Source organism: Arenibacter algicola (genome assembly GCF_000733925.1).
In the GTDB taxonomy this organism is placed as follows: Bacteria; Bacteroidota; Bacteroidia; order Flavobacteriales; family Flavobacteriaceae; genus Arenibacter; species Arenibacter algicola.
On record NZ_JPOO01000003.1, the window covers coordinates 2,833,543 to 2,848,718 of the forward strand.

A 15,176-nucleotide genomic window follows, 5' to 3' on the forward strand; every position below is an offset into this window, starting at 1 on the left:
TTATTTTATAGTTTGATATTTGCTCCAAGCATTATTGTTCTAGGGTTGGGTACGAACCCTACGTCATGACCCATCTCGTAATCCGGTCCCTGTCCAACCTCTGGATCCATCCCAGGATATTTCGTAAAAGTGTAGGCATTTAATACAGATGCAAAAACTCTAAACTGGGACAGAGGATTAATATTTACCAATTTAGTTATATCATAGCTTAAGGTAATATTGCTTAATCTCAGAAAGTCCCCATCATACACATAAATGTCTGAATTATTGGTCCAGTTCGTATTGGCCTTATCCAATCTGGGATAATGATTGGACGTCCCTTCACCGTGCCATCTGCCCAGTGCTTCAGTAGTATAATTTGGAAAATAACGGGCATAATTGTAATATGCTTGTACAATTTGAAGGCCGGCCATACCATTGGCATTTACCATCAAATTCAGGTCTTTATAGTTTAAATTCAGATTGATTCCGTAAACAAAATCAGGAAATGGATCCCCTACATTGATCCTATCCTCATCATTTATTATCCCATCACCATTCTGGTCAACATACTTTAAATCCCCAGGTACAGCACTTGGCTGAATTAGGTTTCCATCTTTGATATAATTATTTACATCAGTCGTATTTTGAAAAAGACCGTCTGTTTCAAGCATCCAATAATATCCTAATGGCTTTCCTGTCTCGGTTCTAAAATATTCCTGTGAATTGTCCCACAGGCTGCCACCTGGTCCATGAATAATATCGTTGGGCACTTCAGTAACCTTATTCTTGTTATAGGCACCATTTAAGTTTATATTGAATTTGAAATCACCAATGCTTTCCTTATAGGTAAGGGCTAGCTCAACGCCCTCATTGATAACATTTCCTCCATTAATCCAAGGCGGGGCTAGACCAATCACACTACTTATCGGCGGAGATAATAGCCAACCATTCGTCGATTTCTTATAATAGTCAAAATTAACGGCAAACTTATTTTCAAACAGAGCTGCATCAAAACCGATATTGGTTTGTTCAGATATTTCCCATTTCAAGTTAGGATTAGCCATACGGTCTATTTGTGCTCCAGAGGCTAAAAAACCGTCCTCTTGAGTACCTAAAGAATAGATCGAATTTGATGTTACCGTAGCAAGGTATCTAAATGGCGGCAGGTTCTGATTTCCATTTTGCCCCCAACTTGCCCTAAATTTAAAAGATGTCAACCATGCACTAGTGGGCTCCATAAATTGTTCATTGGTTAGCACCCACCCTCCAGAAACAGAAGGGAAATACCCGCGTCTATTTTCTTTGGAAAAATTTGAAGATCCATCCGAGCGAAGGGTGGCATTCAACAGATATTTTTCCTTATAATTATAATTGATACGGCCAAAATAGGACAACAATCTGTGCTGCATAGGATATCCGTTCATAGACATAAGACCCTCATTATTCTTTCCTAGGGCATTATCTAAATATGCATGTTCATAGTCTTGAAAAATTAAATTCTTATTGCCAGCAGCCAGATATTCCCCGTCCGTTTTTTGTGATTCGGAACCAAGCACCATATCAAACTCATGATTATTCAAATTGTAATTATAAGATACTGTATTGGTCCAGACGACTTGCAAAGATTTATTATCACTTTGAAAAACCTCGTCAAAAGGCCGTGTGGACGGATTATTAAACTGTCCCAAGGAAGGGTATTTCGGAGTATATCTTCGAAAACCTTCATCTTCGAAAACCGTACCAATACTAGACCGAATTCTCAAATCCTTAATTGGCTGAAGTTCAGCATAGAAATTACCAAGCACCTTAAATGTTTTGGATTTTTGTTGATTATTGAGAAGCATTATAGCATATGGATTTGCCAATCCACCAGCACCAAAGTCAGCCAAAAGCCCAGTGGAATTATCAACAAAATCTCCATTTTCATTGGTATTCTGAAGAATGGGTGGCATTGAAAGTGCCTGATAAACATAATTGCCTCTGCCATCTTGCTGCCCCCCTTGCAAATCCACATGGGTAACTGTCAAATTCTCACCTACCTTTAGAATATCATCATAAAACTTGTGTTCAGAATTGATTTTAAAAGTTAATCTTTTTAAATTGTTTTGGGATGCCCCACCAAGTATTCCTCCTTGTTCCGTATAGGAAAGAGCCGTAGAATAAACTGATTTATCTGTACCTCCCGATAACCCTAATGAATAATTTTGAGTTGGGACATTATCCTTGAACATAACGTCTATCCAGTTCGTTCCCTCTCCCAAGGCCGTAATGGCATCCATTTTTTCACCCACAAAGAAGGGGGTATCCCCAGAATTTTGGAACTTCTCATTCATTAACATTGCATATTCCTGGGCATTTAACAAATTAGGCCTTTTGGCCAAACTTTGCATCCCATAATAGGTATCAAAAGTAATTTGAGCATGGCCTGCGACTCCTTTTTTAGTTGTTATTAATACAACGCCATTGGACGCCCTAGATCCATAAATTGCAGCAGAAGCAGCATCCTTAAGTACATCCATTGACTCAATGTCATTACTGTTTAAATAATCTATACTTTCGGTTTGAACGCCGTCCACAATAAAAAGTGGTGTAGTACTTCCAATGGTACCCATTCCACGGATAAAGACTTTGGTGGGGGATCCAGGTTGGCCGCCGTCTGTAGCAATGGTTACACCAGGGGATTGCCCTTGAAGGGCGTCTAATGGATTCGTCTTCATTCGATCTGCTAAGTCTTCTCCCTTTACTTGAAGTGTAGCTCCGGTATTGAGCTTCTTCTTTTGGGTTCCATAACCTATAACAACAATTTCGTCCAACTGAGCAGCATCCAATTGCATTTGTACCTCAATGCTGTTTCTTCCTGCGATTTCGATTTTTTGGGTCTGGTATCCTATATAGGAAACTTCCAATACAGCATCTGTATTGACAACCCCAATCGTAAACTTACCATCGAAATCGGCAGAAACACCATTTGTTGTACCTTGCTCTACAACATTAGCCCCCGGCAATGGCTGCCCTAATTCATCCAAAATAGTACCAGTAATATCAATTTTTTGATTTTGTGCAGATAGAGTGTTTATTACACCAAAACACAAACAAATTAATGAACACAGAACATAACGCCATTGTTCACTGAAGAATATTGAACATTTCATAATAATAGTTTAAAGTCAGTTAATAATTTAAAGGGTTATATCAATTCTATTTTTATTTTACCCAATTTAATCCTAAGCTTAACAATCCTAAAGAGGATCGAATATTCTACTCCTTGGCCCGCAAGCTATCAAAAATGAAAATTTGCTTTGATTTTTCATTATAGTATGCTTACATTTTAACCTAAATATTCCAAATCAATAAGCAAAAAGGTGGCAAGTATGTATTGTAACATTTTTTTCAATAGCAAAAGGTAACGACCAACGTTTTCTGGAAAACACTCCTTATTATCAATTTGATTGGTCTTCCTTAGAATCAAATATAATTATCCAAGTCCATTTAGATGTTCATTATATTTTAACGGTATATATTGAACATAAAAAAAAATTAAAACTTGCTGAAATTTGATTGACCTGTTTCCTATAAACAATGAAACTCAGGAACATTCCTTCGTTGACAATTGACTAAATAATCTTTCGCATTTAATTATGTGAGGAGAGTTCGTGGGAGTGAGAAAGAATGGTTTGATTATACCGCCTTTAGAAATTAATCTAAATATTAAAAATTAGCTAAGCGGGGTTACACATTAACAAACTTAACGATAACCATAAGTAATTTGTACAGCAAAACTACTACCCGGTTATCCGTATAATAAGTACAATGAAGTTGGCAAAAACTAGAGAAGAAATAGTTATATAGATTTATGTAGCTATTATCCATATTCCGATTTAATACCCTTAATGACTACCAAACACGGGCTCAACCGTACTTTATCTCAGCTTTTCACTCGTTTGCCCCATTTATTGTGCTGTCGTGCGTAGGCCCTCAAGTATTGTTGATCATAGATGGTTCTGGTGATTTTTTTGCATTTGGTATTCGGCACACATTGGGATTTCATGGGACAGTCCTTGCAGTCCCTGGGTGCCGCCCAATAGCATTTCAATACGCTACCGTCCCGGTTGGTTCGGAATCCCTTGAAGGGCAGGGGCATGTCCATCGGTCAACTGTATTCGTCCTTTTCCTTGTTGTAGGGAAAACCGTCTATCTTGGGTTTGTACTTCCCGAAAACGGGTATCCATGTGGTGACCTGCGTTCTTGCCGTAAATTTCTTGCTGGGTTAGTAATCGGCACTTAAAGAAGCTAATTTATTTCATAAATAATTATACCATTATTTATACCAAAATATAATTAACTGTAAATAAAATAATTATGTAAAATTCTTTTTGAAGTGGAATTAAAAGCATAAAATGACTTTACAGAAAGTGTCTAATTTTTTTTACATTGTATCTGGTAATTTATTGGATAATTTCGTCATGCTAGTCGTTACGTTAAGCAGTTCGTAAAACGAAACTTTTTGGAACTAATGATAACTAGGAAGAAATCTATTGAAATTTACATTGAAATCCCCCTACCCTTGTACTTCGACCAATCCGTCAGCTCATCCTTGAAGCCGTTGTAGGCTTCTTCCGGTTTGGGATTTTCACTTCCCAACAGATTGCCCAGGGCATAGACACCTTTTCTCAGAAGATGTGCATGCTTCCTGTCAATCTGTATTTTGGCAACGGTGTGCAGTGCTTCCCTTAACCCATTTTCCATATGGTGTTCCAATATCTCAATGGGGAGGTTTGGCCTTACCCCTTCCAACACGTACAAATAGGCTACTTTATTATATTGCCCTCTCTCCATCAGATACCCGGACCAGAGGTTTTTTAGATTATCTCGCCCGTTGGCTCCAATATCTTCCAAGATTTTTGTTTGACCCTCCAAGATATTGTCCAAGTTAATCGATGATTCCAGATAAGCTTGTGTTTTTGGTGCTATAGAAACTTTTACCGGGTACTTGGAATATATAGAACCGATGCATATTTTCTCTCCCTGTTTCTCAAAATAAAAGCCTTTGGCATTGAAAAACTGGACATAGTCTTTCGGGGATTTCTCGAAGGATACTTGCGCACGTTCTGCATATTTGTAATAAGCCCTTAGGCTCAAGTTTTCAAATTTTTTCCTGTACGGCGAGGCCATGGCGCCGTAAAGGTTCGGAAACATCAACGGCTGGAATATCGCGGTCGGATTTAGTTTAATTTCCTTTGCCGTTTTGTCGTTCAGAATTCCGTCCAATACTTTTTCGTTTTCCTTTATAAAGCCAGGGGATACATAAAAATCGATTTGGTTTGGCATCGGTATTGGGCCCATATTCAGCTCGGCCTTGTGCCGGTTAGAATTCGCATAGGTAAGGTTACCGTTGTCATATATGGTACTCAGGCTGCGAATAAATTCAAAAAGGACTTCCCTTTGCTTGGTAGGTTCGAACAGTTGTTTGTCGATCGCCTGTATTATCAGTCCCGCTTTTGTTTGCAATGCCCGTTCCTCCCTTACCAATTCCGGAGTATACAGCTTGTCCTTTGTAATTTCGAATTGTTTTCGTATCAGATCGCCCAGGTTTCGGTTGTCGGTATGCAGATACTTCCTAAGAAACCTAAAGCGTTCCGATTTGGCCATTTCCGTAACTATAGACTTTATGGGCATCCTAATGATATGTTCAGAAAAAAGGGTCCTGTTCCATGAATCCTGATAGCTGCTACGATAGGCTTCCTTGATGCACCGCTGGAGCTCCAATTGCAGCTGAACGCTTTCCGCATACATCTGGGTATATTCACATTCGAACAGTGCCGGGTTTTCTAGGATTCCTATATCCTTCTCCATTTCTTTGCTATTGAGGACATATCCCGATTTGTCATATATCGAGAAATCCACTGCTTTTCCCTGTCCGTCATAGTTTAGCCTACAATCCAGATTTTGATGGGATCTCAGTATATCGGGAAGGTGTTCGGGGCCGATGGTCCTGAAAAGTCCAAAAGTGGTACGCAGTTGTTTTTCCAGCCGTTTTTTGACCATAGGAAATAACTTGGATTTTTGGTTGAGCTCAAAGACCTTTTGCAGTTTTGGACCGCTCAATTGTGGGTGGACGGTATAACCGTTGATAAATCTCGACCTGTAGCCGTCCTTTACTTCGATGCCGAACGATACGCCTATCCTGCCATTGTGATCCACCGTCCTTAATTGAATGTGGTTCGGGCCCAGTAGTTCGGCCAGTTCCTTAAAGCTTCGCACCTTGTACTTCTGCAAGGTGTTGTTTATAATATCTTGCATATAGAACCTTACTCCGCTGATGTCCTCGTTCTTGAATTGGGGCATTTCGTATTTCGGGAGCACCTTGCTCTGACGTGTTTCGGGGGATGGGGAGAGCCCGAACTGTTTTTCCAGGTATTTCTGGGTGGCAACGTTCCTTTTAAAATCATTGGAAAGGTTTATTTGTAGACAATCTTCCCTTATAGTGGTAGAGACGATATGGACATGCTCGTGCTTGGTATCACAGTGACGTACTACAATAAAGGGCTGTTCCCCATAGCCCATATGTTCCATGTAAGCTTTGGAAAGTTCAAAAAAGTCCTTGTCGTCCAATTGTTCGCCACGGGGAAGATTGATAGTGGCATGCACATACCGTTTTTCAGAATCGTGCCGATTACCGAGATAATGAAGCACCCTTCCAAAAAAATCGGTATTGGTATCGGTATCGGAATAGGTGTTCTGGAAGCCGAGTATGGTGCTTTCGGCCTTGCCCAATACATAGTTCAATACTCCCTGAACGCTGTTCCGATATAGAATCCTTGCTATCATTCTTGATCTTTGGTGTTGATGGTCTCCATGAGTTCAAGCATCAGTTCGCTGGCCTTTTGCATCTCCAGATCCAAGTTTGAATTTGGGCTTCTCATGTTCTTGTAGTTCGCCACCTTGACCAGTTGGTTGATGTTGGTGCCTATCCTGTTCAATTGGTAACTGAGGTTCGAAATACTATCGGGTATCCGTTTCTCCTTTATGGATTCCCTATTAAGGATAAGCTTTCTAAGGAAAGGGCCAACGGTTCCCCTTTTCCGAAAATCGAGATTATAGGACTGCAGGATGGCCTTTACCTTTTCCAGTTCCCTGCCATTGAAACGAAGCGTTATGGCATGCTCCCGTTTCCTGTCCCCCAACTGTTTTCTGCCGCCTTTGTTTCCAACCATTTTTTAAATCGATTTTATCGTTTTTCACTTCGTCAGAAGTAGGCGTTTTAAGATGCTTAAAACATAACTTGCTATCCTTTCCAAGGATAAATATAGTGGATCAATATTAAATATAACTATCTTATAATCAATATTTTAACCTCTTCAAACATATGGAGCCATATCAATATAAATGGGTACAGACAGAAAATTTATCTGGTCCTATTTGGTGTTCAAAAAATAATAGGTATATGGATGTATCCAAGTTTTTTATGGGCAGGGAGAGAAAAGTTCAAGCGGTTTTTTCGCCGCTGGTACTTTTGCGCGGCTCCGAGGGTGTAGTGCAAACCTGGAACGAAAAGACTTCAAGGGCGGACCGGCCCAGCGTGTTCGCAGGGGGAGGATTGTAGTGGAAGGTTTGTGCGACTTCCGCAGGTGCTCGGGTTAACAATTGTAGTAACCATTTTTTTGAAGCACATTTAAAATTTGGAACGCAAAATTTAATTTATGCACTTCAACTGCATAGGATTTCATACTTTTAACATCTTAATCAAAATCGAACAAAGTGGCCATTACCAAAAATGCTTTTATCCGATATCAGGCATTGGATAGGTGTTTCCGAAATCCTGGTAGAAATTTTTATATTGATGATCTCCTAGAAGTTTGTAATGAAGCCATTACTGAACTAGATCCAGATTCCTCCGGTATTAAAAAACGTCAACTTTATGACGACATTACTTTTATGGAATCATCTCAAGGATGGAGCATTCCGTTAGAGAGAATGAAAGATGGTAGAAAAAAGTATTTCCGATACGAAGACCTGTCCTTTTCCATAAATAGTCAACCGATAAATGACTTGGAGGCCGAACAATTGAAATCTGCGATGATGGTATTGCGACGTTTTAAGGGAATGCCGCAATTTGAATGGATCAACGAATTATTGCCCAAGCTTGACGATACTTTCAAATTATCGAACCATTCCGAAAACATTATCAGTATTGACCGTAATGAATTTTTAAAAGGTACGGAACATCTATCCCCATTGTTCAATGCAATTCTATATAAGCAAACACTGCTAATAACCTATCAATCCTTCAAAAGTGATACTGAACAAGAAATCGTCTTTCATCCCTATCATTTAAAAAGTTATAACAACCGTTGGTTTTTATTTGGGAAAAGTGGCAACTATGAGAATCTTACAAATCTGGCACTTGACAGAATCAAGGAAATAATAAATTCCGATACGCAGTATATTGAAGATGACTCTTTGGACTTTGATGAGTACTTCGAAGACATTATTGGTGTGTCAAAATTGGCTGAACAAGAACCAACTAAGATAGAGTTGCACGCTACAGCAAAGCTTGCCCCCTATATAAAAACAAAACCTTTGCACGGTTCACAAAAGACAATTAGCGAATCAAAAGATGGATATCTCTTTTCTATTGAAGTAATACTCAACTTCGAATTAGAGCAACTATTACTGTCATATGGAGAAGCTATAAAAATTATAGAGCCTCCCAGTTTTAAAGAAAAGATGAAAGAAAGAGTTGTGGCATTACTCGCCAACTTTAACTAGTGCAGTTGTACTGCAAACATTAGTCTTAGATTTATAGTGGAATAAGATTTAGATATTTGAAAAAGAAAAAGTATTTATGAGAGAAGACAACTACGAAAATATTGAAGATATAAATTTCATTACTCACCAAGTATGGAAATCTATGAATATTCTTCGTGGTGTAATACCTGCGCAGCAACAACACGTGTATCTCTTTTTGCTTTCCGCTTATTATGATGGTATTCTTAGTAAACGCGATATAGATTTTTCAAATAATCTTTATAACTACGTATATCATTCTATCGAGGGTAAAGAAAAATATTCTGAAATTATCGATGTCTATGGTCCGATAATAAAAAGTATTCCTGAACAGAAGTTGAATGAGATTTTACACCACTTTTCCATCTTCAACATAGACCATTTAGAAAACAATTTTGAGCAAATTTTTGATAACCTTTTGTTCAAACTAGCCGAAGCACAAGGTAAAGCTTCTGGAGAATTCTTATTACCCTATGAAATCAGCAAATTTGCTATGGACATTGCTCAACTTCCTTTGAACGGTAGAGTTTTCAATCCATTTGCTGGCCTTGCGTCATTCGCCACTCATTTAGAAGGAGATCAATCCTATTACGGTCAAGAAATTGTTAAGTCAACTTGGGCTTTAGGAATGTTACGGCTAATTCGTCAAAGAAAAAGCAGAAATTTCGATTACCATAACGAAGATTCTATTCGCTACTGGCCTCAATCCGATAAATATGATTTGGTAATCTCTAATCCACCTTTCGGATTAAAGATTGACCCCAATCTATCATCATATTATACAGGGAACCCTAGAATCAATGCAGAACAATTTGTTATCAAGCAAGGCTTGGAATCTATCAATTATGATGGCAAGGTAGTCTGTATTGCATCGCAAGGAGTGCTATTCCGTAAAGGCTCTGAAGCGATATTACGCGAAGAATATGTTGAACAAGGCTTGTTAGACACCATAATTTCCCTGCCTAGTGGACTCTTGAAACATACTGGAATCCCAATTTGCATTCTAATTCTTACTAGAAAAAAATCTTCTACTGGAAAAATTAGAATGGTCGATGCATCTGATTTCGTTATTAATAATGGAAAAAGAGATAAACGGTTAGATGGCGAGAGGCTTTTGGTATATTTAAAATCTCCGGATAATGACGAATCTGTTAAATCGGTTTCGATTGAACAAGTCAGAAGTAATGATTACAACCTAAGTGTTCAGAGATATTTTGCAGATGAATTTAGCGGGGAAGCACTTAAGGGATATGTAAATAGCTTATCAGGAATCCGCATAGACAAGGGCAGCTCTGGAAAATTTGTTAGAACTAGTAATCTTTCTGATGACAGCATAGATTTTATGTTAGATGTATCTGCACTTAATGATAGGGAACTGCCCACACATTCCAGAAGGATAGAGGAAAGTTGCTTACTGATTTCAACAAGATGGAAATCTTTAAAACCCACTTATTTCAAATATGACGGGGTACCTATTCATATTGGCATTGAGATAATGCCATTTAAAATTAAAGAGGACTTAATAGATAGGCATTATTTAATAAACGAGTTGCGTTCTCCAAAGGTTCTTGAACAGGTTAAAGCTTATCAAAATCCTGGCGCTATCCAATTTATTAAAAGAGCTGATTTAACGGGTATAAAAATCGATGTGCCCTCGTTAAATGAACAAAGAGCTAAAATCAAGGGTTTTCAAGAATTATCTCAAAAACTCAGGTCTTTAGAACAAGAACGCAATGCCTTAGCGCATGGTCAAGAAATAAAAAGCTATGATGAATTTGCTTCCTTGAAGCATTCAATGGGAGCTCCTCGTCAAAATATACTTTCTAATGCAAAGAGTTTACTCCGTTTTTTTGAAGAGAACGATTCAGAAGCTTTTTCAGAGGTCAAGAATAATTATAAATCTCGTTATAATGCTGACCTGCTTTCAACCTTTGAACAAATAAGGGATAACATAAACCATATAAGCACAATTCTTGAAAAAGGAGAAGGCGGTTTAATTCTTGAAAACTATAAAAAAGAAATAGTCCCATTAAAAGAATTTAATCAATGGCTAAATAGTCTAGATGATAAGGGGCTAAAATTTTCAATTAAATATGATAAAATGCTCAGTTCAGAAGTAACAAATAGAGCAGTAGTGGTGCAGGAAACACTTCTGAAAATACTTCTAAACAATATAATTTCAAACACAGAAAAGTATGCGTTTAAAAACAAAGAGAAAGGCAATCGACTACTTATCGAATCAAAAATTGTTGATGACTTTCTAGAGCTTGAAATAAAGAATAATGGTGTTCCGTTTCCGAAAAATTTTAATAAAGATAAGTTTACTGTAAAGTATAGTACGGCTAATTCAGAAAAGGGAACAGGTTTAGGTGGCTACGATATCAACAGAATTGCTGCATATTTTGGCAACCCGGACTGGGAACTTATTCTTGATGAAAACACTATTTACCCTGTAATATTTAAGTTCAATTTTCCCATAGTACCTTTATCAAATACGAAATCATAAGAGAAATGAAGAGTAAATTCAATGTCCTTTGGATTGATGACCAACATGAAGATTTAACTGGTTTACATAAAACCGCAGTAGATTTCAACATCCAACTTTTCCCATTTAAGTCAATGAATGGTGGGTGTGCTGCATTGGAAGAAAACCCCGCAAACTACGATGCTGTGCTGTTAGATGCAAAGTTCTTCGAGAATGAAAATGATGCTGCCGGTACCGAAGACACAAAATGGGTTCATAAAGCAAAGGACAGAATAAGAGATGTGGACAAGTCTTTAGAATATTTTGTCTTAACAGGTCAAGCAGCAGCTCACGCATCTCTAGAATTTAAGAATGCCTTTCAACATGTATTTGAAAAGGGAAAAGATGAAGATGAAGATAATCTTTTTAAAATGTTGGTCAAGTCATGCGAAAACAGGACATTGACTCAGCTAAAACACAAATACCCGAATCCATTTATAATTTGCACAGATGAATATATTGGCATCAAACACTTTGGCAGGCTTTTTAGTTTAATTCAACATATCGAACAACCTAAAAGCCTCACTAGAGCCGAAGACATGCTTAATCCTATGCGAAAAATCATTGAAGCACTTTTCGCTAAATTAAATCAGATAGGCATAATTCCAGATGAAGTTTCTCAAGGAGCGGGCTCAATAAATGGATCAAGTTATTTTCTAACTGGAAAGAACTCGTCGTATACTTATAATGAGGTTTTGATACACCCAATGGTTGCTGAAAATATTTACAGATTGACAACCTTAACACAGGATGCTTCGCACAATGTAGGCAGTAAATTAGAAGCGGATGAATATCTAGCTAATAGTAAAACGAATCACCTTTATATAAGCAGCATTTATTTATTACTTGACATATTGGATTGGATGAAATATTATATCGATGCCAACCCTAATAAGGAAACCAATTTAGAAAAATGGTCTAAAAAAGAGCAAAAGGCGGATGCCTCTATTTACGAAGGGGAAATAGGCCAAGACGAAAACAATAATTATTATTGTGGAAAGTACCATTTGAACTATGGTTATGTAGATGGTAATTTTCCAATCGGACAGAAAATTAAAATTCTTCAAGAGGATATAAACTCAAATCCAAGAACAAAACATTTCTACAGTCACTATGCTGTAAAATTTGAAATCATAAACTAAATGATCACAGGAGACCTAAAATCACAAATAGACCAAATCTGGAATACCTTTTGGACAGGCGGCATTACAAACACCATTACCATCGTAGAGCAATTGACCTACCTCATCTTTATTAAAAACCTTGATGAGACCGAGACTCGTAACGAGCTAAAGGCCAAACGTGGATTTAAGTTCACTCCTATTTTTAGCGAAGACCAACAAGATTTTCGTTGGAAAAATCTTCGCCAGATGGATGTTAATCCACGTCACTCTGTTTTTAGCAATACGGTCGATGGGGTCTTCCCCTTTATTCGTTCGTTGGGTAAAGAAAAAAGCCTCTTTAGTACCTACATGAAAGGAGCCACTTTTGGTATTTCAAAACCTGCCGTTCTCGATCAGGTCATCGAGAAACTCGAAAGGCTACCCATGGAAAACCAAGATACCAAAGGCGATATTTACGAGTATCTGCTTTCCAAGCTTGAAGGCGGTGGAACTGCCGGCCAGTTTCGTACACCTCGTCATATCATCAAATTAATGGTAGAGCTAATGCAGCCTACTTTGGAAGATATAATTAGTGACCCTTCCGCAGGCACCGCAGGCTTTTTGGTCGCTGCAAAGGAATATATTGATACACATCATAGTGTAACCGAACTGGACAAACATGCCGATTTTATCAACAAGAAAATGTTCAACGGTACGGAGTTCGATGCTACCATGTTACGTATTGCCTCCATGAACCTTTATCTGCATGGTGTGGAAGAACCCAATATTATCGATGTGGATGCCGTATCTAAAGATAACACCATTAGCGATGCTTATACCTTAGTACTCGCCAACCCGCCTTTTAAGGGCACAATTGACAAGGAAAGTATTGCACCCGGACTCAAAAACGTGACCAATACTACGAAGACTGAATTGCTGTTTTTGGCCTTGATGCTTCGACAATTGAAAACGGGAGGCCGAGCGGCCGTTATCGTGCCCGACGGCGTGCTATTCGGTAGTGGCAAGGCACATAAGAATATTCGTGAAGAAATCGTAGCGAACCATAAATTAGAGGCCGTAATCTCAATGCCCAGCGGTGTATTTAAACCGTATGCAGGGGTTAGTACGGCCATCATGATTTTTACCAAAACAGGTTCGGGCGGTACAGATCATGTATGGTTCTATGATATGCTGCAAGATGGCAAATCTTTGGATGATAAACGAAATCTATTGGTCGACGAAACCTTGTTCGACGACTTTGCTTTTGGCGACGGTTCAAAGGCACTAAGCGCAGCAGAAGCGCATGAAAAATTTAATCTGCCGCAGTTATTGGATCATTACCGTTACTTGAAAAGCCACTATTTTAAAAAAATGCATGCTAAGGATGGAGAATTGTTACATGTACAAGATGTCCCAGAAAATTTAGGGCTAAACCAATTTCTAGAAAACACGTGTACCCATAATTATAAAGACCGTACCTCACAATCTTTTTTAGTGCCGTTTAAAGAAATAAAGGAGAATGACTGGGACTTGTCTATCAACCGCTACAAAGAGATAGTTTATGAAGAAGTGGAGTATGATGCACCAGAAGTAATCATAAAAAGAATTAAAGAAATTGATTCAGAAAGAAAGACAATTTTAGTGGATTTACAGAAACAATTGATTTAATGATAGCAACTGAAAAAGAGAACAAAATTGTGAATTGGAGTGAGGTTTTAACCATCAAAAATGGTAAAAATCAGCGAAAAGTTGAGAATCCAAAGGGCAAATATCCAATTTACGGCAGCGGTGGGGTGATGGGCTACGCAGATGATTATATTTGTGATGAGCATACTGTAATTATAGGACGAAAGGGTTCAATAAATAAACCGCTATACATCTTAGAGAAGTTTTGGAATGTTGATACTGCTTTTGGCTTAGTAGCGGGTAAAAATCTATCTTCAAAATACCTCTATTATTTTTGCATACAGTATGATTTTTTAAGACATAATAAAGCCACCACAATACCAAGTCTTACCAAAGCAGATTTACTTAAAGTTGAAATTCCCTTACCACCCCTAGAAACCCAAAAGCGAATTGCCCAGATTTTAGACGAAGCCTGCGCCCTCCGCGACAAGACCCAACAACTTTTAAAAGAATATGATTTGCTCGCTCAGTCTATCTTTTTGGAGATGTTTGGGGATCCGGCTATAAATCAAAAAGGTTGGGAAATGAAAGAATTTGGTGATGTCGGCAAATTAGACAGAGGTAAATCAAAACATCGCCCTAGAAACGCACCAGAATTATTAGGCGGCATTTATCCTTTAATTCAAACAGGAGATGTGGCAAACTCAAATGGGCGAATAGAGGAGTATACATCCACATATTCTGAAATAGGGTTAGCACAAAGTAAAATGTGGCCAAAAGGTACACTTTGCATTACTGTTGCCGCAAATATCGCTAAAACAGGTATTTTAACGATGGATGCATGTTTCCCTGATAGTGTTGTAGGCTTTATTCCCAATGAACACACTAATAATGAATTTACTCTATTTTGGATGTCATTTTTACAAAAAATAATTGAAGCAAATGCGCCACAAGCAGCTCAAAAAAATATTAATCTTAAAATTTTAAAAGAACTAAAATTTTTCTGTCCCCCAATCAACCTCCAAAACCAATTCGCTGAAAAAATCGCCCTAATTGAAAAACAAAAGGATTTGGCGAAACAAGAACTTAAAGAAAGTAAAGAGCTATTCAATTGTCTTTTACAAAAGGCGTTTAAAGGGGAATTGGTAAATTAG

10 protein-coding genes are annotated in these 15,176 nt (G+C 38.1%); 6 read left to right on the top strand and 4 right to left on the bottom strand.

Annotated features, from left to right (window positions below):
* Nucleotides 1-5: 5 nt before the first annotated feature.
* From U735_RS0122860 to mobC, 4 genes are all read right to left on the bottom strand, one after another.
* Entirely contained in the window at nt 6-3,134 is a 3,129-nt protein-coding gene (locus tag U735_RS0122860) for a SusC/RagA family TonB-linked outer membrane protein (protein WP_084681134.1), read from the bottom strand.
* A gap of 945 nt (nt 3,135-4,079) precedes the next feature.
* Complete coding sequence (locus tag U735_RS26100) at nt 4,080-4,211, bottom strand: hypothetical protein (protein ID WP_262482707.1); 132 nt, start codon at nt 4,209-4,211, stop codon at nt 4,080-4,082.
* A gap of 313 nt (nt 4,212-4,524) precedes the next feature.
* A complete protein-coding gene (locus U735_RS0122880; protein ID WP_031446042.1) occupies nt 4,525-6,810 on the bottom strand; it encodes a relaxase/mobilization nuclease domain-containing protein in 2,286 nt (761 codons plus the stop codon).
* Nucleotides 6,807-7,196, bottom strand: a complete 390-nt coding sequence (mobC, locus tag U735_RS0122885; RefSeq protein ID WP_031446043.1) for a plasmid mobilization relaxosome protein MobC — start codon at nt 7,194-7,196, stop codon at nt 6,807-6,809. Before mobC ends, U735_RS0122880 begins: the two co-directional genes overlap by 4 nt.
* Before the next feature lie 152 nt (nt 7,197-7,348).
* On the opposite strand from mobC, the gene U735_RS0122890 reads away from it, so the two are divergent.
* The 6 genes from U735_RS0122890 to U735_RS0122915 all read left to right on the top strand — a co-directional run bounded on the left by U735_RS0122890 (nt 7,349) and on the right by U735_RS0122915 (nt 15,176).
* A complete protein-coding gene (locus U735_RS0122890; protein ID WP_031446044.1) occupies nt 7,349-7,585 on the top strand; it encodes a hypothetical protein in 237 nt (78 codons plus the stop codon).
* 155 nt (nt 7,586-7,740) lie between these two features.
* Nucleotides 7,741-8,751: a helix-turn-helix transcriptional regulator gene (locus U735_RS0122895; RefSeq protein WP_031446045.1), complete on the top strand. Its 1,011-nt coding sequence runs from the start codon at nt 7,741-7,743 to the stop codon at nt 8,749-8,751.
* Between the two features lie 76 nt (nt 8,752-8,827).
* Nucleotides 8,828-11,275, top strand: coding sequence for an N-6 DNA methylase (locus tag U735_RS0122900; protein ID WP_031446046.1), 2,448 nt, complete (start codon nt 8,828-8,830; stop codon nt 11,273-11,275).
* A 5-nt stretch (nt 11,276-11,280) separates the two neighbouring features.
* Nucleotides 11,281-12,435, top strand: a complete 1,155-nt coding sequence (locus tag U735_RS0122905; RefSeq protein ID WP_031446047.1) for a hypothetical protein — start codon at nt 11,281-11,283, stop codon at nt 12,433-12,435.
* A complete protein-coding gene (locus tag U735_RS0122910) occupies nt 12,436-14,064 on the top strand; it encodes a type I restriction-modification system subunit M (RefSeq protein WP_031446048.1) in 1,629 nt (542 codons plus the stop codon). It begins immediately after the preceding gene.
* Nucleotides 14,064-15,176: a restriction endonuclease subunit S gene (locus U735_RS0122915; RefSeq protein WP_034248705.1), complete on the top strand. Its 1,113-nt coding sequence runs from the start codon at nt 14,064-14,066 to the stop codon at nt 15,174-15,176. The genes U735_RS0122910 and U735_RS0122915 overlap by 1 nt, the downstream gene beginning before the upstream one ends.